The sequence below is a fragment of the Pseudomonas sp. ARP3 genome, from assembly GCF_001029595.1.
GTDB lineage: Bacteria > Pseudomonadota > Gammaproteobacteria > Pseudomonadales > Pseudomonadaceae > Aquipseudomonas > Aquipseudomonas rhodesiae.
In genome coordinates this window covers 83,584-105,913 of the sequence record NZ_LEKF01000013.1, presented here as the reverse complement: position 1 = coordinate 105,913, position 22,330 = coordinate 83,584, and the positions used below count along the sequence as shown (strand labels likewise).

Annotated in this window: 14 protein-coding genes; 11 read left to right on the top strand and 3 right to left on the bottom strand. The window is 57.6% G+C overall.

What is annotated here, in order from left to right; all coding sequences use genetic code 11:
• Positions 1 to 5 precede the first annotated feature (5 nt).
• The 8 genes from ABX75_RS29725 to ABX75_RS16360 all read left to right on the top strand — a co-directional run bounded on the left by ABX75_RS29725 (position 6) and on the right by ABX75_RS16360 (position 11,345).
• Entirely contained in the window at positions 6 to 347 is a 342-nt protein-coding gene (locus ABX75_RS29725) for a hypothetical protein (protein ID WP_080752870.1), read from the top strand.
• 99 nt (positions 348 to 446) lie between these two features.
• A complete protein-coding gene (locus ABX75_RS16390; RefSeq protein WP_010565113.1) occupies positions 447 to 1,703 on the top strand; it encodes a TolC family protein in 1,257 nt (418 codons plus the stop codon).
• Complete coding sequence (locus tag ABX75_RS16385; RefSeq protein ID WP_010565114.1) at positions 1,700 to 3,184, top strand: efflux RND transporter periplasmic adaptor subunit; 1,485 nt, start codon at positions 1,700 to 1,702, stop codon at positions 3,182 to 3,184. Before ABX75_RS16390 ends, ABX75_RS16385 begins: the two co-directional genes overlap by 4 nt.
• On the top strand, positions 3,181 to 6,324 hold the full coding sequence (locus ABX75_RS16380; protein ID WP_010565115.1) for an efflux RND transporter permease subunit: 3,144 nt from the start codon (positions 3,181 to 3,183) through the stop codon (positions 6,322 to 6,324). Before ABX75_RS16385 ends, ABX75_RS16380 begins: the two co-directional genes overlap by 4 nt.
• A gap of 356 nt (positions 6,325 to 6,680) precedes the next feature.
• Positions 6,681 to 7,847, top strand: a complete 1,167-nt coding sequence (locus tag ABX75_RS16375; protein ID WP_010565116.1) for an SAVED domain-containing protein — start codon at positions 6,681 to 6,683, stop codon at positions 7,845 to 7,847.
• A complete protein-coding gene (locus ABX75_RS16370) occupies positions 7,848 to 9,098 on the top strand; it encodes a nucleotidyltransferase (protein ID WP_010565117.1) in 1,251 nt (416 codons plus the stop codon).
• On the top strand, positions 9,082 to 10,866 hold the full coding sequence (locus ABX75_RS16365; RefSeq protein WP_017848899.1) for a ThiF family adenylyltransferase: 1,785 nt from the start codon (positions 9,082 to 9,084) through the stop codon (positions 10,864 to 10,866). Before ABX75_RS16370 ends, ABX75_RS16365 begins: the two co-directional genes overlap by 17 nt.
• Complete coding sequence (locus tag ABX75_RS16360) at positions 10,863 to 11,345, top strand: Mov34/MPN/PAD-1 family protein (RefSeq protein ID WP_010565119.1); 483 nt, start codon at positions 10,863 to 10,865, stop codon at positions 11,343 to 11,345. The genes ABX75_RS16365 and ABX75_RS16360 overlap by 4 nt, the downstream gene beginning before the upstream one ends.
• A 28-nt stretch (positions 11,346 to 11,373) precedes the next feature.
• Here ABX75_RS16360 and ABX75_RS16355 read toward each other — a convergent pair whose 3' ends face one another.
• Positions 11,374 to 11,922, bottom strand: coding sequence for a 3'-5' exonuclease (locus tag ABX75_RS16355; protein WP_010565120.1), 549 nt, complete (start codon positions 11,920 to 11,922; stop codon positions 11,374 to 11,376).
• Between the two features lie 227 nt (positions 11,923 to 12,149).
• Between ABX75_RS16355 and ABX75_RS16350 the strand changes: the two genes are divergently transcribed.
• From ABX75_RS16350 to ABX75_RS16340, 3 genes are all read left to right on the top strand, one after another.
• On the top strand, positions 12,150 to 12,782 hold the full coding sequence (locus ABX75_RS16350) for an antitoxin Xre/MbcA/ParS toxin-binding domain-containing protein (protein ID WP_016963488.1): 633 nt from the start codon (positions 12,150 to 12,152) through the stop codon (positions 12,780 to 12,782).
• Positions 12,783 to 13,151: 369 nt separating this feature from the next.
• Positions 13,152 to 13,544: a hypothetical protein gene (locus tag ABX75_RS16345; RefSeq protein WP_010565122.1), complete on the top strand. Its 393-nt coding sequence runs from the start codon at positions 13,152 to 13,154 to the stop codon at positions 13,542 to 13,544.
• 265 nt (positions 13,545 to 13,809) lie between these two features.
• Positions 13,810 to 14,190, top strand: coding sequence for a hypothetical protein (locus ABX75_RS16340; RefSeq protein ID WP_034115504.1), 381 nt, complete (start codon positions 13,810 to 13,812; stop codon positions 14,188 to 14,190).
• On the opposite strand, the gene pbpC is transcribed toward ABX75_RS16340, so the two are convergent.
• Entirely contained in the window at positions 14,187 to 16,484 is a 2,298-nt protein-coding gene (gene pbpC, locus ABX75_RS16335) for a penicillin-binding protein 1C (RefSeq protein ID WP_047882297.1), read from the bottom strand. The genes ABX75_RS16340 and pbpC overlap by 4 nt on opposite strands.
• The gene (locus ABX75_RS16330) at positions 16,465 to 22,281 is read right to left on the bottom strand and encodes an alpha-2-macroglobulin (RefSeq protein ID WP_047882296.1); all 5,817 of its coding nucleotides are present in this window, start codon (positions 22,279 to 22,281) and stop codon (positions 16,465 to 16,467) included. The genes pbpC and ABX75_RS16330 overlap by 20 nt, the downstream gene beginning before the upstream one ends.
• Positions 22,282 to 22,330: the final 49 nt, after the last annotated feature.

Here is a 22,330-nt window from a genome sequence, read left to right as displayed (position 1 = left end):
AGCTCATGAAACGCTACCTGCGGTTTTGCCTAATTTTCCTGATTAGCTTGGCGCTTCCCCTCAGCGGGATGGCGGGTGTTCAGGCATCGACTGAACCATGCCCGATGAAAACCATGGGCATGGCGATGATGGATGGTATGGGGCAAGACTGCTGCCACGACATGAAAAGTCCCACCGAGCATGGAAAACCCTGTAAGCCGGGCCAGGAATGCAAAACTGGCGGTATGCTGCAAGTCTCGATCATCAAGCCTCCTATCACCTTGTCCAGTCCTCTCGTTCTGCCCTTCTCCAGCCATTTCCCACTCGTACAAACCCCTTCAGGGGTATGGCGACCGCCCCGTACTTGATTCCTGTACCACACTGAGCCTCATTCCGCTTTAGCGGGATGGCATATCTGCGCGCATGTCTTATGAAGCGCGCGGTGGATCATCACAGGAATCGTGAACATGAACTTCAAGTGCTATTGCACAGGTTGGTCCCTTGTGGCCGGCCTGGCGGCAAGCGTACTGGCATTGCCGTGCCTCGCTGGCGTATTGACACTCGATGAAGCTTTGCGGCTGGCCGAAAACAATGCACCGTCGTTGACCGCACAAGACGCCAAAATTCAAGCAGCCACCAGCGCGGCCATTCCCGCTGGCGAACTACCAGATCCCAAGCTACTGCTGGGCGTCCAGAACTACCCCATTGGTGGTCCGGACAGATGGAGCATCGACCAGGACTTCATGACCATGCAAGTGGTCGGGATCAGGCAGGAGATGCCTAACAGCGACAAGCGCAAAGCACGTATCGAGGTCGCGGATGCGGCTGTTGATAGAGCGTCCGCCGAGCGTCGAGTGGCGCGTCTGAACGTCCGACAGTCCACGGCACTGGCCTGGATCAGTAGCTACTCGGTTGAGCGTAAAGATGTGATGTTCCAGGACTTCTATAAAGAAAACCGTCTTCTAAGCGATACCGTCCGGTCACAGATTGCGGGTGGCCGCGCTCAACCCGCCGATGCGGTCACACCTAAACAGGAAGCTGCTCAACTGGCCGAGCTGCAGGATGATTTAGTTCGCCAACGTGCGCAGGCCCGGGCTGCCCTCAAGCGCTGGATTGGCCCTGCCGCCAATGACAAACCGGTGGGCAGCTTGCCTGATTGGCCCATCGAAACCTCTGGTTACTCCCATAAGCTGCAACATCACCCCGAACTAGCTGCTTTTGTGCCGATGACCCGAGAAGCACAAGCCAAGATTCGTGAAGCTAAGGCGGAAAAGCAATCTGACTGGAGCTGGGAATTCGACTATCAGCATCGCGGCCAACAGTTCGGTGATATGGTCAGCGTGCAGTTTTCATGGGATCTCCCGCTGTTTCCTGACTCTCGGCAAAACCCCAAGATTGCGGCCAAGCACGCCGAACTAAACCAGCTTGAGGCTGAGCGCGAAGCCCTGTCACGCGAGCATACCCAGCAACTAGAGGATGAACTGGCCGACTACGAGCGCCTCAATCGTTCAGTCAACCGTAATCAGGAAAGCTTGTTGCCGCTGGCTAAAGAAAAGGTCGAACTCACCATGGCCAGCTACCGCTCCGGCAAGGGTGATTTGAAATCGGTTGTGGCCGCCCGACGCGAACTCATCGAAGCCCGTCTCAAGCAGATTGACGTTGAAGAGCAACGTGCTCTTACCAGCGCTCGCCTGTATTTCTCCTACGGGGAGTCCGCTCAATGATTTTTAAAGTATGGAAAGGGACTTTAGTCGTCGGCATCTCGATTGCCTTGGGTGTTGCCGGTGGTTACTGGTTAGCTCAACCGCGAATGAGCGGAGTAGCTGGTGTTGTGCAGGATCAGGAACCCAAAGCCTCTGCTGATCGAAAAGTTCTGTATTGGTATGACCCAATGTACCCACAACAGAAATTCGATAAACCGGGTAAGTCACCCTTCATGGACATGCAGATGATCCCTCAATACGCAGATACCAAGGGGGACAGCGCTGCCATTCGAATTGATCCAAGCCTGACTCAGAACCTTGGTATGCGATTGGCAAGTGTCAGTCGAGGCTTATTTGCCTCGACACTGAACGTGGTAGGTGTGCTGGCCTTCAACGAACGGGACGTTGCAGTCATTCAGGCCCGTACGGCGGGTTTTGTCGAGCGCGTGTATGCCCATGCACCTGGTGATGTGCTGAAAGCGAATGCCGCCTTGGCAGATATGTTGGTTCCGGATTGGGCAGCTGCTCAGGAGGAATTTCTCGCCCTCAAGCGTAGTGGCGATGCTGGCTTGCTTACAGCGGCCCGGCAGCGATTGCGGCTAACCGGAATGCCAACTTCGTTAATTGCTCAAGTTGAGCGCAGTGGCAAGGTTCAGCCGAACCTGACTCTGACCACCCCTATTGGTGGTGTGCTTCAAGAACTGAGTGTGCGTGAAGGTATGACGGTGGCCGCAGGCGAGACGCTGGCTCGTGTTAATGGTTTGAGCAGTGTCTGGCTGGCCGTGGCTGTACCAGAGTCGGAAGCTGGGTCAATCGTCATAGGGCAAGCAGCCGAAGCGCGTTTGTCCGCGTTCCCTGGAGTTGTGCTCAAGGGCGTCGTAAGTGCGATTCTTCCGGAAACCAGTTCGGACAGTCGCACACTTCGCGTTCGAGTCGAGTTACCCAATCCGGATGGTCGACTTAGACCAGGTTTGACCGCACAGGTAAGCCTCAACCGTTCGACGGAGCAAAGTGTTTTGTGGGTGCCGAGCGAGGCCGTCATTCGTACCGGTCGACGTGCGTTGGTGATGCTCTCTGAAGACGCTGGTCGATATCGCCCGGTGGAGGTGCAGTTAGGACAGGATAACGATGGCAAGACGGCTATATTGAAAGGCTTGGAAGAGGGGCAGAAAGTGGTGACCTCTGGCCAGTTCCTGCTCGACTCGGAGGCCAGTCTCAAGGGCGTTGTCGCAAGCTCATTGGACGTTTCGCCATCTACTGTAACCGTCGGAGCTTTGCATGAGGCCGATGGTCAGATCGTTGAGATCAACGACAAAGAAGTCACGCTCGCCCACGGTCCCTTCAAGACATTGGGTATGCCAGGCATGACGATGACTTTCCCTCTCGCCACTCCAGCTCTGATGAAGGGCCTAAAAACGGGCGACAAGGTTCGGATTGCTGTCAGCCAGACGGATGATGGTCTGCGCGTTGAGCGTCTGGAACGCTCTGGGAGCCAGCCATGATTGCGGCCCTTATTCGCTGGTCGGTGGCCAACCGCTTTCTTGTGTTGCTGGCGACGCTGTTCGTCACGGCATGGGGTATCTGGGCGGTTCAAAGTACGCCCATCGATGCATTGCCAGACCTGTCGGATGTTCAGGTAATTATCCGTACACCTTATCCAGGCCAAGCCCCACAGATCGTCGAGAACCAGGTGACCTATCCATTGGCAACCACCATGCTCTCAGTGCCTGGGGCCAAGACTGTGCGCGGTTATTCCTTCTTTGGCGACAGCTTCGTTTACGTGCTGTTCGAAGACGGAACTGACTTGTACTGGGCCCGCTCGCGGGTGTTGGAATACCTGAGCCAGATACAGAGTCGCCTTCCGGCCAGTGCCAAGCCCGCCTTAGGACCTGATGCCACAGGGGTTGGCTGGATTTTTCAGTACGCGCTGGTTGATCGCAGTGGTGGGCACGATCTGGCGCAACTGCGAGCCCTACAGGATTGGTTTCTCAAGTTCGAGCTCAAGACACTGCCGAACGTTGCGGAAGTGGCCACCGTGGGTGGCATGGTCAAACAGTACCAGGTCCAACTCGATCCGCTTAAGTTGGCGAACTTGGGTATCACGCAGTCTGAGGTGACCGAGGCGATCGGCAAGGCCAATCAGGAAACCGGTGGGGCCGTGCTGGAAATGGCGGAGACAGAGTTCATCGTACGAGCTTCCGGCTACCTGAAGACGCTCAATGACTTTCGCGCTATCCCACTCAAACTGGGCACCGGCGGTGTGCCGGTCACCCTGGGCGATGTTGCCACGATTCAGTTGGGGCCTGAGATGCGTCGAGGCATCACCGAACTGGATGGCGAAGGTGAGACTGTCGGCGGCGTGGTGATTCTGCGCAGCGGTAAGAATGCTCGTGAAACCATTGCGGCGGTCAAAACCAAACTCGACGAGCTGAAAAGCAGTTTGCCGGCCGGGGTAGAAATCGTCACCACCTACGACCGCAGCAAGTTGATTGATCGTGCCGTGGAAAACCTCAGCCACAAGCTGATCGAAGAGTTCATCGTCGTCGCGTTGGTCTGCGGGATCTTTCTCTGGCACCTGCGCTCATCCCTGGTAGCAATTATCTCCCTTCCAGTGGGGGTGTTGATTGCTTTCATCGTCATGCGCTACCAAGGCATCAATGCCAACATCATGTCCTTGGGCGGGATCGCCATCGCTATCGGCGCCATGGTCGACGCCGCAGTGGTGATGATCGAGAATGCCCACAAGAAGGTAGAGGCCTGGCACATGGCCCACCCAGGGGAGGAACTCAAGGGTGAGCATCACTGGCACGTGATGACCGAAGCGGCTGCCGAGGTAGGACCTGCATTGTTCTTCTGTCTGCTGATCATCACCCTGTCGTTCATTCCGGTGTTCACGCTGGAGGCTCAGGAAGGACGTCTATTCGGTCCATTGGCGTTCACCAAAACCTACGCTATGGCCGCAGCGGCTGGACTGTCGGTAACTCTCGTACCGGTGCTGATGGGGTATTGGATTCGTGGACGAATTCCCAATGAGCAACAGAATCCGCTAAATCGCTGGCTGATCCGGATCTACGAGCCCGCTCTGGACGCCGTATTACGTCGACCCAAAGTAACACTGCTGGTTGCGTTGCTGGTCTTTGTCAGCGCGTTGTGGCCGATCTCTCGTCTGGGTGGTGAGTTTCTTCCCCCGCTGGACGAAGGGGACCTGCTCTATATGCCATCAGCTCTGCCGGGATTATCGGCTCAGAAGGCCGCGCAACTGCTTCAACAGACTGACCGTCTGATAAAGACAGTTCCAGAGGTCGAACACGTATTCGGAAAAGCCGGCCGCGCTGAAACCGCGACTGACCCCGCACCTTTGGAAATGTTCGAAACCACCATCCAATTCAAGCCGCACGAGCAATGGCGGCCAGGCATGACCCAGGAAAAACTCGTGGAGGAGCTGGACCGAGTGGTGCGTGTCCCAGGCTTGACCAACATCTGGATACCGCCGATTCGTAACCGCATTGACATGCTGGCTACCGGTATCAAAAGCCCGATTGGTGTGAAAGTTGCCGGTACCAACCTGACGGAGATCGATGCCGTAACCCAAGCCGTCGAACGTGTAGCCAAGGACGTGCCAGGTGTCAGTTCAGCGTTGGCCGAACGACTGACCGGTGGCCGCTATATTGACGTGGATATAGATCGTAACGCTGCGGCCCGCTATGGGTTAAATATTGCCGATGTGCAGTCGATCGTGGCCGGCGCAATAGGCGGTGAAAACGTCGGGGAGACGATTGAAGGGCTGGCTCGTTTCCCGATCAACGTCCGTTACCCTCGCGAGTGGCGTGACTCACTCGGTGCCCTGGAGCAGTTGCCGATCTACACACCTTTGGGTAGTCAGATCACCCTTGGCACTGTGGCGAAGATCAAGGTCAGCGATGGTCCGCCTATGCTCAAGAGTGAGAACGCACGACCTTCAGGCTGGGTGTATATCGACGTGCGTGGCCGGGACATTGCCTCAGTAGTCGCCGATCTTCGACGGATCGTCAGCGAGCAGGTTAAGTTGCAGCCCGGTATGAGCCTGAGCTACTCAGGACAGTTCGAATTTCTCGAAAGGGCCAACGCACGACTCAAACTGGTGGTGCCTGCCACGCTGTTGATCATATTCGTGCTGCTCTACCTAACGTTTTCTCGATTTGATGAGGCCTTGCTGATCATGGCCACTCTGCCATTCGCACTGACTGGTGGGGCATGGTTTCTCTATCTGTTGGGATTCAACCTGTCGGTTGCCACCGGGGTCGGCTTTATCGCCTTGGCCGGTGTTTCTGCCGAATTTGGCGTGATCATGCTGCTCTACCTGAAAAATGCATGGACCGAGCGTCAAGACCTCGTTGACAACACAGAACGCGGGTTGATGGCCGCGATTCGTGAAGGCGCTGTCCAGCGCGTTCGACCTAAGGCTATGACCGTGGCAGTGGTTATCGCTGGTTTGTTACCTATACTTTTGGGAAGCGGTACCGGTAGCGAGGTTATGAGCCGCATTGCCGCCCCGATGATTGGCGGTATGGTTACGGCACCCTTGCTATCGCTGTTTGTGATCCCGGCGGCCTATCACCTCATGCGTCGTCGACACTTGTCCGTTGAGCCTGGCAAGCACTGACGCGTAAAAATGCATACGAAAGGGGCTGCGCTTGCAGCCTCGTTTGAGCTGCATAGCCCGTTTTCATCAGTCCTACGCGTGGTATGTATCGAAATTAGCAAGTTTATGTCTTTTGCATAAACTCGCTAATTTCGATACATACGCTGTGGTCAGTGCAATTACCCACCAGCACTTGCCAGAAAAACGAACGCTGCCACCACTCCATTTCGATGAGCCAAAAAAAGCATCATGCTCAATGCCGACTCAGCATTCGTTACCCTCAAGATCTCTCTTGAAAACGAGGCAAATGACCTTAATATGATCTTATCTTGCCATCATCGTTTTCAATCATGGATGTTTCTCGGGGGTAGGTCGAAATGGCAGAACAAGAAGACGCTAAGCCCGCAAGCGGGCGCTTCAACACAAATGATGAGACGAAGCGGATCGTATGGACCCAGACCGCTGGTCATTGTGAACTGTGCGGCACGGATCTGACGTTCGATTATCGTGCCGGCAAGCCAATGAAATGGGGAGAAGTGGCGCATATCCTGCCCGCCAGTCCCAAAGGCCCTCGGGGACGCGCGGATCATGATGCTGAGGCGCACACAAACAATACCGCTAATCTGATGCTCCTGTGCCCAGGTTGTCATGACAAAATTGATCGTGACGCAGATGGTTATCCTGAAAATGATTTGAGTGGTTTACACCAAGCGTACCTAGAACGCATCCGAATCGCTGCAACGACCCCCGAGGGTGGCAGAGCCATTCCCCTAATTGTCCAGAGTCAGCATTTCCAGACTATCAACGACATTCCCGTTCGCGATCTGTTGACTGCGATGTCTGCTGAAGGACTAACGGCCTTCGATCAAGGCATCAAAATCACTTTCCCTGCGCCCGGACCGCGAGGTAGGGACGCGACCTATTGGCAGAATATCAAAGACAGCGTCCAGTATGAGCTGGAGCAGCAACTCAAGCGTCGCGGCGGCACCTATGGCGATGCGCCTGCACTAGCTGTAGTGGGCTTGGCCGATATTCCAGCTTTGATGATGTTGGGTCAGAGCATCGGCGACCGTTCTAAACGCTTGATCTTCTCTTTTAACCGCGAGCATCTTCTGCGCTGGCCCGATCAGTCCGCTGAGCCGCCCAAGTTTCTGTTTACTCCTCCGCCGGACGGTGATGGCCCACTGGCGCTAGTGCTCTCCATTTCTGCGCAAGTTCCAATTCGCGACGTGACTGACGCCATTCCAGGTGCGCGCATTGCAGAGCTGTCGATTCCGGAACCTAGCTACGCGATGGTACAGAACCGTCGGGTGATTCATGCCTTTCGCGACGCACTCCAAATACGACTGAGCCAGCTTGAGGCTCTGACTCCTGATCCTATCCACGTCTTCGCCGCCATTCCTGCGGCACTGGCCATCGAGTTTGGCGCGTTGCTCACAACGCAGCATCAACATACGTACCTGATCTTCGATCGGGACAAAGAAAACCACGATCGGTTTACGCAAACACTGCAATTGGGCTCGGTGGCCCAGGAGGCTATGTAAATGCTTTTGAGCAACGAACAGACCAAGCGCAGCAGTTGGGAATATTTTCTGCTTCGCGCCGCGCGGGAAATCTCGCTGTCGGAAGCGCAGTACGAAAAAATCAATGACCGCTACTCCCAATTGGAAAAAATCCTCTCGGCTTCTGACAATCCGTTGCTCGCTGAGGCCCATATCTTCGTTCAGGGCTCAATGCGGCTGAAAACCACCATTAAGCCAATTACCGGTGCGCCTGCGGATCTGGACACCATTGATGCGGACGCGATTATCTGGCTCCCTCACGCTCAAGGCGCTGGTGCGAAGGAAGTTCTAGAGGCGATCGAACAGCGTTTTAGAGAAGGCTCCCGCGTTCAGGAAGAAGTTAAGCAACTACGTCGTGGTATTCGGATCGTTTATGCCGACGAAAATCCAGGTTTCCACATTGATGTCACACCTGCCCGCGCGATCAACGGAAATGGTGAAGCAAACGGCGAGGGTAAGCTGGAGGTTCCGGATCGGGACACAGGGTGGAAAGCAAGCAGCCCTATTCCTTACTCGAATTGGTTGCAGGTCGCATCCGCCCAGGAAATCTCCCTGGAAAGCTTGGTGATTGCCAAAAGCCAGCGAATGCTTGATGCCGCGACACAAGATCCTTTGCCGCATTATCAGGACTACATCGATCAAGATCCCCTGCGTGCGACCATAAAGCTGCTTAAGCGGCATCGCGATGAATGGGCCATCAATACAAGGAGCGCTGATACTCGCCCCATATCGGCGGTCATCACCACCCTGGCCACTCACGCATACCTGGATGTCGTGAAGGAATCGCAGTCGAAGCCTTTGGCTCCGCTCGATGCAATTTTGGAAATTGTCCGCAGAATGCCGCAGCACATCGCGCATAGAGGTAACGATTGCTTTGTCTGCAACCCTGCCGATAACGGCGAAAACTTTGCAGAAAAGTGGAATCGGCCAGGCGAGGGGCAAGGCTATCGTCAAGCATTTACCAAGTGGCATGCGGACGCCAGTGCATCCGTATCATTGGGTTTGGAAAGTTTTGAATCCAACGATTCCTTTGCCGAGGCAGTGAAAAAGAATTTCGGTATTGCACCGGCATTCATCACGGCAGTGAACAATGAGATCCCTGCGAATTGGACGATGCCCGGCCGACCGGATGGCACTACTCGAAACTCTGCTTCGATGGGTTCGCTCTTCGGAGGTGCCAGCGGTGGAGGAACCTCTCAGTCGAGCGTAAAGCCAGTTGGACGCCTTGGCTGATCCCATTAAGACGCCATTGCAGCGCGGAATCGCCGCACTGCGAAACACCCTAGGTCAGGATGCTGCCGATGCATTGCTCCAGCCCGCACCCATGCGGGCTGACGAAGCGGCGTGCTTTCACTTCCCCTTGCCCATCGATTACACGGGGCAGGAGCGGCGCCTGCGTATTGGTTTCCCCTCCAACTTTCCCCGTGGGCTCTTGCGGCTGAACGTCGAACCCTCTCCATGGCTGGTTTGGCCGCATGCCACCAAGTCGGGGCTTTGCCTTCATGGCTTTCAGGAACGCCCCATCATGGGCTCCCCGGAGGTTGTGGTAGAGGACAGCCTTGCTCGCTTGGCCCAGATCGTTTCGTTGTCCAAGATGGGATCAAGCCAGGCAACGCGCGATATCGAATTTCAGAATGAGATCACTACCTACTGGTCTTTTCAGCACGGACAGTCGTATCAGAACCTTTTACTTTTGGATCGACCTCAGGCTGCCTCGCAGTTGTTTGCTCTCAGCGATCCGCGCCGGGCTGTGCCATCCGGTCAGGAAACGGTTTGGCTAGCATCGAACATAGCTGCACTCAAAGGGCATTACCGACGGGTTGTGGGGCGCTCCGCTGTCATTCGCGCGGCCGAAACTCCCGGTTTTTACGTCAAGCTTCAGACTTATCCGGATATCCGCACCCCGGATCCAGAAAATTTATTGCCGTGGCTAACGCCCCACCTTCAACCAGACGATGCCGAGCAATTGCTGGCATGGTTTGAGCAGCATGGAACGTTGGCGAGTCGATGGATTGTTCTGGAGCTTCCAGGAGGGACAGATGCTCCAACATATTGCCTCAATGTGCGCTCGCTCGGTGTACAGCAGGAGCGGGGGGCAAAGTTTGGCTTGCGTACAGCGCGGCGCCGCCCAGCTATCGCAAATGCACATCCTCCGGCACTCGTCCGAGCAACTGCCCTGGACGTGCTTGATCGAGCGTCCATTCTGTCCCGCGATATAAGCGGTACTGCACAGCACCTTGAAAATGCTCGAGTCGTTTGTGTTGGCGTTGGCTCGTTAGGCAGTGCGGTGGCAATACAATTGGCACGATCCGGTGTCGGCCACCTTACCCTCATCGATCCTGACACTTTGGTGTCAGCCAATCTGGGGAGGCACGTTCTGGGAGCGGATAGCCTAGGTAGACTGAAAGCCTCAGCGTTGAGGGACAAGATTCTGTTAGATCTTCCGACGACAGAATGCACAGCTTATTCGACTTTTGCCGAAGTAGTGATGAGCAGCAAACCAGAAGTGTTCGATACCGCAGATCTGGTGGTGATCACGACAGCAGACTGGCAGTCGGAGGTCACTGTATGGCGAGCCAAATCCAGCGGCGTTACTTGGGGGCTTTTACAAGCCTGGAGCGAACCGTACACCCAGGTAGGCCATGCGTTATTCGCACCAGCCGGCACTTTTGATGGTCGTCATTTATTCACGGATATCGGCGATTTTCTGCATAGATTTACAGAGTGGCCGGGAGGAGGTGTGGTTCCACTGCCCGCCTGTGGGGAAAGCTTTATTCCCGGCGGCTCACTGGGCATGACCAATATCGCCTCTATGGTGTCGCACGTGGCTTTACGCGCTTTGACCGGCAACATCGCCACTGCATCTTGGGTCAGCAGTATCTACAGGCCTGAAGATGTTCTGAGCCTAGGAGGCCAATACCATGGTCCCAAACTGCCAGAGGGAGCGCAGCAAATCCTACTCGAGCGCGGATGGCCGGAAGATAAGGACGAAACGGTATGACGGATATAGCTTGGCGCTGGAGATGGGCGGAGGTGGATTCCGAGCTATTGGTGTCGCAAGCTGTCGTGGACATCTTGGATAGTCATCGGCAGGGCCTTTTTGGCGTGGAGCGAGGGGGACAGTTATTCGTCAACCCGGTTAATCCGGAAGGGTTGCTGCTGGCCTTGGCCACGTTGCCTCATCGCGCCGATCGGTCAGGCTGGTCTTGGCTAGAGTTGGATGCGGAGCGGTGCCGTCAGGAGATCCAAGCTGCCAACGAACAAGGGTTACGTCTGGTGGGCTATTGGCATACGCATCCCCAATCTGTTCCGGTGATTTCTCCGGCAGACATAGGAAGTTTCTCCAGATTTGCTGCGCGTTACACGCAGGATCTGCCGCACCCAATAGCCGTTATCGTTGGCAAGTCCGAAAAACCAGAAGGCATCAAGGCTTGGTCGTTCAGGGGCGGCAGATATATTGAGGCAACCTGGCTTAGATAAGCTTCAAGTCGGTGCCATGGGAGGCACGTCAGCGGTTACCCTTACCCGCCAGCATTAGCGCGAAGAGCTCTGCCTGAAAGCGAGCATCATCCAATGCATTATGGTTCGGTTCGCTGAGTGGCTTCAGCGCAGCGGTCATCTTGGATGATTTTGTTTCCTGCCAGCTGCAACCTACAGCTCCCATGAAGTAGGCCTTCATGTCGATAGCGGTAAAACCAAAGGGGTTGGTTTCCAAGTATTTGTGGAAGTAGTAGTTGACGAATGACCAGTCAAACGGTGCATTGAGTCCTACGAAAATGACCTTCTGCCCCGTTTGGCAGGATGATTTCAGCCATTCACCAAATGTCAGCATCGCCTGTTGCGGAGTGAGTCCTTCGCGCTCCAGCTTCTCCAGACTCAGCCCCGATACTGCCAGTGCTTCTGGGTCGTGTTTTGGACTGTCAGGTCGTAGTTCAAGATAGATGGACGTGGCAGGTTGATCTACAAGGCAAGCTCCAATGGAAAGCAGACTGTATTCGCCTGGTATAGGTCCAGAAGTCTCGACGTCGACGGAAACATAAAGCTCATCAGGGTTCATGTCATATCCTTTTCGTGTAGTTGCCAGATCACGCTCAAGCTCGTAACCATGTGACGGTGGAAAGGCGGCAAAGCCATTGCCCAATTTTTTGCTGTTGCACTCGCTATCCGGCGTTCGAGCAGCGGCAGTGCATGTCTACCGGAGGAGTGCACGTTCCTTTGGTCAGCTCTGCGCCCGAGCATAATGATGTGTGTCATTCTCTAATCGCGGATGAGGGGCGGACAATCATGAGCGAGCGTTGGATAGTCAAGTGCCAGAATACTGAGGACGGTACTGGCGACATCATCATTGACCTACCTCCAGAGTTGCTTGACCAAATGGGGTTAGGTGTTGGGGACGACCTGGAGCTAACGGTAGCGAATGGCACATTAGTGCTGACGCCCATGGACAATGCAGCATCAGTGCGGCCCATGTTTGCTGGCGTCCTGCGTCATGATGCCTATCATGCTTACCGCACGCGTCTGGAGGCGCTTCTTCATATCTCCGTCAATGCTTCGGATCTGGACATTCACGACATGATAGTAGCTGGCTTCTCGGCCAGCCTGATCAAGGTGCTCTGTGATGATGGAACCCTAAGCGACGAAGAACGCGACAGAATCATTCAACCCAAAACGCTAAAAACAAAACTGTCAGCCAATCAGCTCTTAACCCTGCCTGTGAGCGATCGCCTTTTCCGGTTTGTACATATTACCGCCATGGCCGAGGTGATCTTCGGTGACAAAGTTAAGGCCAAACAATGGCTTTCCAAACCAAAAGCCCGCTTTTTGGGAGAAAGCCCATCGTCGATGGTCGCTTCAACCTTTGGCACACATCTAGTCGAAGAAATGCTGATTCAAGTGTCGGAGGGCATGTCATTTTGATTCAGCCGCAGCCAAACGGCATCTACCGCTCCTTGAGTAACATGGATTTCAGGCGCCTATACCGGGGTTGCCTTGCCGATACGGCATCCACGGGCATCCATTGAAGCACTAGGTTTCACCCACATCGGCACCTACCGCTGAGAAAGATACACGCACGGCAATGGCATAGCTGGGTACTGGCGCAAACCACTCTATCCGGTGACAGCTCGATAGAAATCATCCCGTTCAGTGAGATGAAGGGAGAAGACGAAACAGCCATGATGTCACCCTGCTGCTATCCGTCGGCATCGGAACCTGATGATCCGCTGGCAGCTAAGCTGAGTGATGCTTCTCGTTCGAATCGGGTTTTTTGATCGGCAGGAGGTAGTCATGAATTTGGCAGATTATATTTCAGTGCTTTCTGATGGTGAGAAAATAGACGGATGCCAAATCACCACACCAGATGCTGTAGCGATCGCCCGCCTGCATTTCCCTTCCCGTGCCTATTGTCTTGTTGCTGATTGGGCAATATTGGATCTCGACGTCACAACAAGTCAGCGGAAAGCCATTACGGACAGGGAGCTAATTCCTGCTCTCGTTTACGCTTCGACCGTTATCCAAGACAGTAAAGGTCGCTTCGCACCTGGTGATTGGGTCAAAACAACACTGGGTGTTTCTTTCACCCACAACTGCTTGTTTCTAACAAAAAACACGGTTTATGTGCTGATGGGGGCCGGTCGAAGGGTGCGTACAGATTTAGACATCGCACTGAGCCTGTGCTGAAAAACTCACTCCCACACAGGTGAGTGCCAAGTCGCTCTCGCATAGCGTTCAGGCATGAATGAACGCCGTTGCTGTTGTGTCAATCTATGTTGTTACCAATCGAGCGTCGTATTTGAAATGTGACGTGTCTGTGTCAGTCTATGTTGCTGTTGTATGGATCCAGGATCAAGCTACAGGCCCCGGTTTACTGGATGGGCTGTGTCAAACTATGTTGTTGGTAACCACATTCTGGGTCACCAGGCGCCTATGCAAGGACGCGACGCAGATGACACCAACCTTTTCCCAACTTGGCGAGCGTTTGCACAATCGTCGATTTGCGGTCACCAACAATACCCACGGGCTATCCGGTGCCGGCACGGTGTTTCACTACCTTGTTGAGGGTGACGCTATTTCCAGCACCTACAAGGGCGGTCGAATTCGCCTAGGCATGCAAGTCGGACGCGTAACCGGAGTCGATACCATCGAGCTGCTTTTTCATTGTCTGACACTGGACGGTGAACTGCTGTCCGGTTGGTCGCGGGGCACGGTGGGTGTGGATCAGACCGGGCGTACTATCCTGAGTTTTGTATGGGGTTGGTTGTCGGGGGCTGTGGGAGGAGGGGAGTCCAGCTACGTAGAGGTTGTTGAGAACAAGCGGCATGCCTAAGGCACAAACTCCACCCGCAAGCCCCGACTCGCACTGCGGCCCTGATCGTCACTGACCCGCAACCGATAATTCCCCGACTTTCCCGGTCGCCAATTCAGCGTGGCCTGTGGCGGGCCCTGGCCGATCAAGGTCTGGTCGGCGAACCAATACAGCGTTGCGGCGTCGCTGGCCGCGTTCGCGTTAAGCGGGATGCTTTCCTGGGGCTGGGACAGGCGCAGTTGGTAACTCACTTGGGTCAACGGCGAACGAATCTGCGGCGCTTCGCTCTGGTCGCTGATGCGGTTGGGCTGGCAGTTTTTCATCACGTTGGGCGGTGTGCGGCGCGGCAGGCCGGCGGCGCGGTACAGGCGTTGTACGTCGCTGGGCCAGAATTCGAAGACTTCCTCGCGGGTGTATTGCGCCTCGAACGGTGGGCAAGCGGCTTTGCCGGTGCGAGTGTCGATAAGTACCGGGCGGTGCAGGTTGGACACGCGAATCGGTGAGACGCCTGGGATGTACCAGGTCTTGCGGGTTTGCGGGCACCAGCGGTTGGGCAGTTCGCCGGAGGCGGCGCAGACGTCGATGCGTACCAGCCCGGCGGGCGGTTTGTCGGGTTTGATCACCACGTTGGGCAAGGCCAGGGGCAAGGCGTCGGCGATACGGAAGAACAGCGGCGCGGCGGTCTTGGCGCCGATAAACGCCGGGTTCGGGCGACCGTCGAAGTTACCTACCCACACCACCAACACATACGGACCCACCAGGCCGGCGCTCCACGCATCATGAAAGCCCCAGGACGTGCCGGTTTTCCATGCGGTGCGCCAATGGCGCGCGGGCAGGCCATCCGGACGCGGGTTGCGGCGCAGCATATCGCGCACCATGAAGGCGGCCTGAGGGGTGAGCAATTGCGCCCCTGTGGATGGCGCTTGTTCCTGCACATAGCGCAACGCCCGCAGATGCCCGTCGCCCGCTAGCATCACGTACAGCCGCGCCAACTCTTCCGGAGTCATTTCGCCGCCGCCAAGGGCGAGGGCCAGGCCGTAATGGCTCTCATCGCGCAGGCCTTTGATGCCGGCGCGTTGCAGCAAACCATACAACGACGGCGACTTGACCTGGCTGGCCAGCCACACCGCCGGGATATTGCGACTACGGATCAAAGCATCCCGCGCCGTCAGCGGGCCGACAAAACTGCCGTCGAAATTTTCCGGCTGGAAGTAGCCGAAGTTACTGGGCAAATCCTTGAGGATACTCATGGGATGGATAATCCCCTGGTCCAGCGCCAGCCCGTACAGAAAGGGCTTGAGCGTCGACCCCGGCGAGCGTCGCGACAACACGCCGTTGACCTGGCCGTGGATGCCTGTGGATAAGTAATCCGCCGAGCCCACCAGCGCCTTGACGCTCTGGTCGCGGCTGTCGATCAGGATGGCCGTGGCGTTTTCCACGCCGGTGCTGCGGCGCTCGGCGATAAAACCGCTGATCAGACGTTCCAGCAATTGCTGGAGCGGCAGGTTGAGGGTGCTGTTGATTTGCGTGCCGATCTCGGAGGCCAGCAGCTGTTCGCTCAGGTGCGGCGCCAGAAACGGGATCTGCTGGCGATTGCGCGCCTCCAGCGGCAGGTCGAGCAGGCTGTCGTTGCGCGGGTCTTGTGGATAAGTCTCGCGCCAGTCGGCCATCAAGCGCAGCCGTGCGTTTTGCAGCGACGGCCCGAAACGCGCACGCCGCCCCGGTTGCTGCGGAATCACCGCCAGCGCCAGCGCTTCGGATAGTGACAACTGCGCTGCCGATTTACCGAAGTAGATACGACTGGCCGCCTCGGCCCCCTCGATATTGCCGCCCATGGGCGCCAGGTTGAGGTAGGCCTCAAGGATGTCGTGCTTGCTGTAGCGCGCCTCCAGCCACAGCGCCAAGGCCATCTGCTGCAACTTGCCCGGTACCTGGCGAGTGTTCAGGTCCCACAGGCGCCGCGCCAGTTGCATGCTCAGGGTCGACCCACCCTGGCGCTGGCCGCCACTGTAGGTAGCAAGGGCCGCGCGCAGCAATGCCGGGGGATTGATCCCCGGGTGCCAGTAGAAGTTGCGATCCTCCTTGAGCAATAAGGCTTCGATCAATGAAGGCGATATCCGCTCCAGCGGTAGCCATAGACGGTATTGGCCGTCATCCGCCAAGGTCATGCGCAGTAGCGCGCCGTCGTCGGCCAGCACCACCCGTGATGAAGTAACGGCCCGTTCCAGCGGGGCATGGGGCCACAGGCGCAGCCCCGCCAGCACCACCGCCGCTGCGAGCAGCGGCGTCAGGCGCTTAAGGCTTGGTAATTTCAAGCTGGCCTACTTTGCCGCGCCCTTGCAGGGTGGTTTCGTACATGCCTTCGGCGTAGGCCGGCGGGGTATTGAAGGTCCCCGCGTTGGTGGCGCGCACGCGGTACACGAAGGTGCCTGCGTCACGCAGCGCAGTGCCGTACAACACCACTCGATCATCGCGTACGTCCACATAATCCGGCTGCCAGTTACTCAGCTCGGTTTCGCCGATGGGGGCTTGCCACGTGTCCGCCTCTTGGCTGTCTTCACTGGTTTCCACGTACTCGGCGTCGTCACCTTCGCCTTCACTTTCCTCAGTGCTCGCCGCTTCCGGCTCCGGCGGCAAGTTATACACAGGCTCGACGCCGCCAGGCAGCAGATCGACCACCGCCACTTGCTGCACTTGGTCGCGGTCAGTGGCACGCAGACGCAGGCGCACCAAGAATTCATCGCCCACGGCCACCTTGCTTATGGGCTCGCCCTTGAGATCGAGGTACTCGTGGATGATTTCCAGGCCATTGTTGATTGGCTTGAGCTTGGCACCCTTGTCGAAACCGGCTTCGCTGAGCATGTAAAACGCCGCCGGGCCGTCGGACTTCTCCATCACCAGCTTCTTCGTGGCCGCCGGCACGGCAGCGCGCGGCGGCTGGCCGGCCATCTCCAACAGTTGTTGCTGCTTGTCGCTCAACCAGGCGCTGGCCTTGAGGGTCATGTCGCTTTGCGCCCGCTGGCCGTAGTTGTCCAGGGCGCGCAGCAGCAGGGCGGCCGACAGCGAGTTGTAGCGCTGTTCGTTGAGGCGCTTGCCGAGTTTATCCAGCAACGCTGTCGGTACGTCGTCCAGCATTTGCGGGAAGTGCCGGGCCAGCAGGTGCAGGTGTTCAGCATCGTGTACCAGCGGGTCGTAATACAGGCCGTCGCTGTCCCACTTATCCACAAGGGCGCGCCATGGGATTTTGCGGAACAAGGCATCGGCCTGACGATCCTGTTTGAGCAACTTGTAGCTGGCGGCCAAGTAAGCTGCGCCCAGGTCGTTCTGCCAGGTGTCTTTGAAGTAGCTTTCGTAACGTTCGCGGATATCGCTCAAGGCGCCGCTGACCAGAATCCCCTGACGGCTCAACAGGTAACTGGCGTAGGCGCGATTGCGCAATTCCGACAGGCCCTCGCTAGGACCATTGGCCAGGTCTGTCAGATAAGCATTCGAGCGAACCAACAGGTCTTCCGGTACCGGCAGCCCGCGCTCCTTGGCTTCGATCAGGAAGTCGGTGGCGTATAGGCTGGCGTACGGCGCCACGTCGGGGTTGGCAGCCCACAAACCGAAGCCACCGGCCTGGTTCTGGCGCTGGCGCAGCATGCGTACCGCACTGCCGAAGGCTTGCTCAGCCTCCGGTGCCGTGCGGCCCCAAATCAACGCCGGCATGGCCTTGGACACCAATTGCTCGGTGCAGGCATAGCCGTAGTCATCCAAGTAATGCTTGAGGCCGTTGGCCCATACCAGCGGCGAAGCAGCCACGCCCAGTTGCACGTCGCGCAGTTGGCCGAACAGTTCGCGGGTCGGTTTCAGTTCTTTGCTGGCGCTGTCGAAGCGACCCAGGCTCAGGGCCACGCGATGCTCGCTCAGAGGACGGACCGACGTGGTTTCGGCCACTTGAATACGTTTGCCGTCCGGCAGCACCGCGACAAAGCGCAGGTCTGCCGAACCCAGGGTTTCGCCGACCTTGATCTTGAATTCGGCGGTGCCTTCCTTGCGCGGTTGCAAGGACAACGTGCTGCCCTTGTCACCCTGTACCACCAGACCGGTGCTGGTTTGCAGTTCAAACTTCACGTCCGCCGCCGCGTCGAGATTGCTGAACACCCCGGCGCTGACATTGAACACGTCACCCGGCGCCACGAAGGCGGGTATGTTTGGCGTGATCACGATGGGGCCGCGCACTTCGGTGTTGGCTTCGCTGACGCCAACGCTGTCGCTGTCCACCGCTACCGCGAACAGGTGCAACTTACCGTTGAAGCTGTCCGGCACCTGGTAGTGCAGCATGGTTTCACCGGCCGGCAAATCCACCAGGCCGGACCACCAGGCCACTGGTGGCTGGTGCTTGCGCTTGAACGGGTTGAGATGATTGGCCAGGGCGCCTTCCGTATCGCCACCGGGCGCCGCGCCACTGAGCAGGTGGCTGAATTCCGGCAGGATAAGGTCAAGGATCTGACTGGTGCCGACCTCCAACGCGCGCTTCTGGAAGAAGAACCCCAGCGGGTCCGGCGTCTGATAGCGCGCCACCTGCAAGATGCCTTCGTCCACCGCGTACACCACTGCACGGCCCGGCCGATCGGTGCTGACTTTGATGTCCAATGTCTGCCCCGGCTCGATCTTCGCCGGGCCTTCCACTTTCAACGCCATGCGCCGTGCATCCAGGTTGATGCTGAACGGCACCACCCCGTAGGACAACGGGCTCATGTACACCTCCGGCGAGCCCATATCGCGTACGAACTGCACGTTAACGTAGGCATTGCCCTCAAGGCCCGCAGGCACGCGGATATGTTGCACGCTGGTGGTGCTGTCGGCCTTGAACCACTGCTGGGTGTAGACCTTGTCCCGTTCGATGGTGATCAGACCCGCCCCGGTGTACGGCGCCCGCAGGCTGATAGCGATCTCGTCACCGGTGGCATAGCTGCGTTTATCCAGGCGCAATCGCAGTTCGGCGTTGCGCTCCAGAGAGCGTGAGGTATTGCCATGGCCAGCGACGCTGTAGTCGATCTGGTTGAGCAGGTTGCCGTTGGCGTCCTTGACTTGCAGGGTGAAGTCGCCCGGTGTCGCGGTGTTCAACGTCTGTGTAGCGCCGTCCTTGGTCATCGCCAGCGGTGAGGCCGGCTGGCTGATGTTCTTGATGCGCGACTCGTACTTGTAGGTACCGTTGGATTGTTTCACCAGCACCGAGACATAGCGGTGCTCGACCACTTCGCTGGTCAGGCCATCCACCGCCAGCGGCGTGAGGTCCGGTGCCACCGCCAGCCATTGCACCTGGCGCGGCGCATCCTTGGCAACGTACGACAGCGAATCCTGACTTTTCACACCTACCAAGTAGGGCGCGGACGACACCAGCAAGGCACTCTGCGCTGCCACATTGCGACCGCCCTCGGCTTCATACACCTGGGTCATCACTTGCAGGCGGTAAGTGCTGTTGGCGAAACGTTGCAGGTTTAGGTCGAGCACGGCTTGGCCGTTGTCGTCGAGTGTGCTTTCGGCGAGGTCTTCGGTGCTTGCGTCTTCCAGAGAGTCGTTAAGACGGAAGCGGTAATCGGGGTAGCGATCAAAGGCCGCGAGCGTCGGGCTCAGGGACATCTTGCCGGTGACGCGACGGTCCGCCGCCGGCGCGCCGAACAGGTGCATGGCAGTGACCTTGGCCACCACTTGGTCCGGCGCAATCCAACCCGCCACCGGGGTGTCGTGCAGGCTCAGGCTGACTTTCATGCGGTCCGGTTCGAAGTCACGCACCTTGAAGTTGACGCTGCCCAGGTCGGTGCGCGTCTGTTTCTGGCCGATCAGCTGCAGAGTTGCGGTGTAATCCCCGGCGGGGGCGACTTCGCTGCTGGGGAAATCAAAACTCTCAAAACCGCTGGCGGACAGCTTCAGCGGCTGGCGGATCACTTCCAGGCCGCGTGGATCGGTGATTTGCAGTTCCACCGGCAAGCCTTGCAGGGCGCCTTTCCAGTTACCACTGCGCACGATCATGCCCAGGTGCGCGGTTTCGCCGGGCCGGTACAGGCCGCGGTCGGTGAACAGGTAAGCGCTGAGGCGATCGATCGCACCGTCTTCTTCCAAGCCGCCTACATCAAAACGCGATAAATCCAGTTGTTGGGACTGACGGGCAATGGGCAGGAAGGACTGGTCATTGCCGCGAGTGACCACATACATCAGCGGCGTTTTCTCACGGCGCAGTTCATCGAGCTTGGCGAAATGCGCGTGGCCTTCGGCATCCGAATGGCCACTGGCGACCGGCAGGCCGTTGCGACCAATGATGTCGACCTGCGCATCGGCCACCGGAGAACCGTTGCCGATGGATTGCACATACACATCGTGGCTGCCATCGCTGGAACGTTTGGCGATGATGCCCAGGTCGGTCACCACGATAAACCGCAGGTCGCGGGTGCCGCTGCGGTCATAGTCGAAGGTGCGTTCGGCCTGTTCATCCTGGGGGCTGAGCTTAAGTACAAAAATACCGCGCCGGCCGCCGTTGGCGGTGAGGTAGTGGCTCAGGTCCACATTGTCGTAGACGGTTTTGGCCGGGTCGTTGGACGACAGGGGAATGTCCAGTGCCTGACGCTCGACCATGCGATCGAAGTACTCGTTACCGAAATTGGGGCGGGCGAAGCTGCCGCTGCTCTGATCCACCAGGTGCTGCAGCTGATTAGGCAGCAGGCGCGCAATTTCCACATGGGCGCCGGGCACGCCACGGGCCATGAAGCCCAAGCGCTTTTCGCCGTTGAGGCTGAGCAACGCGCCGTCGGACAGAAACTGCAACGTGCGCGGATACGCCGGCATGCTTATCAGGGACGCCGTGGGATTTTTCGCCAAGTAGCCGCCGATAGCTTCCAAATTGGCGGGTACGCGCACATAAAGGGCCCGGCCGGCCGGGGCCTTGAACTTGAACGCGTGCAGGGTGTTCAGCGGTTCCACGCTGGGCACGTGGGTGAGGCTGACTTTGGTGCTACGGGCGAGCAGGGCATCGTCGATGTCGACGGTGGTGTAGGGACGGGTATCGTCCTCGGCTTTTTCCGGCAACAGCCAGGCCTGCACCTTACCGGCGATGGTGTCATCGGCTACGGCGCTGGAACTGCTGAACATCAGCACCGGCTCCGGCTCGCCGCGTGCGTTATCCACAAAGCTTACTTCGGCACCGGTAAACGTCAGGCGATAACGCCCGGGCACGGTCACTTCCGCTATCAGCGGTGCAGTGCTGGCGTTGCCACCGTCGCGGGCCTTGATGCCTTCATCCAACTTGGCACTGACGGGCGTGCTTTCCAGCGGCGTGGCCAGTGCGGCGGAGCGCACATAGGCGTTGAGTTTGTGCTCGTCGAAGGTGATTTCCGGGCGATTGGGCAGCTGCGCATCACGGTACGCCAGGCCTTTGCCGAGGATGACCGACACGCGCTTACGTAGGCTGTCTTCATCTACCGGGTGGGAAAAATGGAAGGTGGCTACCAGCTGTTTTAGCGTCGGGTTGGACGGGTCTTGATACAGCTCGTTTTGCGCCAAGGTGGCGCGGAAGGGCTGGGTGGAAAACTGGCTGCTGTATTGGCTGAGCAATACGCCATCGGCCAGCAGGTTTTTCTTGGCCAGGTCCAGGGTGTAACCCGCGTCTACAGGCCAGTCTTTCTCCGGTACGAACAACAAGGTGTGGTCATCGGCCCAGCGCCAGGTGCCGGCCACGGCAGGTTTGAGGCTGATGCCTTCGCTCACCGTTTTGCCGATGGCCGCCAACGGGGCCACCGATTCGGCAAAACGCACCTGCAAGTTATCCACAACGGGGGATGGCTGTGTGTAGTCGGTCAAATTAGGTTTGTGCAGCGAGTAGCCCACGGTGTGCGGCTGCGGCAAGTTGGAATACCACTGCCAGCCATAAAAGCCCATGGCCGCCAGCAGCATCAGGCCCAAAACCCCGGCACCGGCTTGGCGTGGATAAGCACGCGCCTTGTGGCCCAGATTCGCCAGGCCATGGCCAATAGCACGCAGCCAGCGCGGCGGATGCCACTGGCCAAACACGGCCCCCACCAGAGTCAGAAACACGCCCACAACACGGCGGCTGATGGCTTTAAGCGAATCGAACATGGTGAGCATCCCTGGCTGAGTGCGGCGTATCTTACACGGGTCTTTGTAA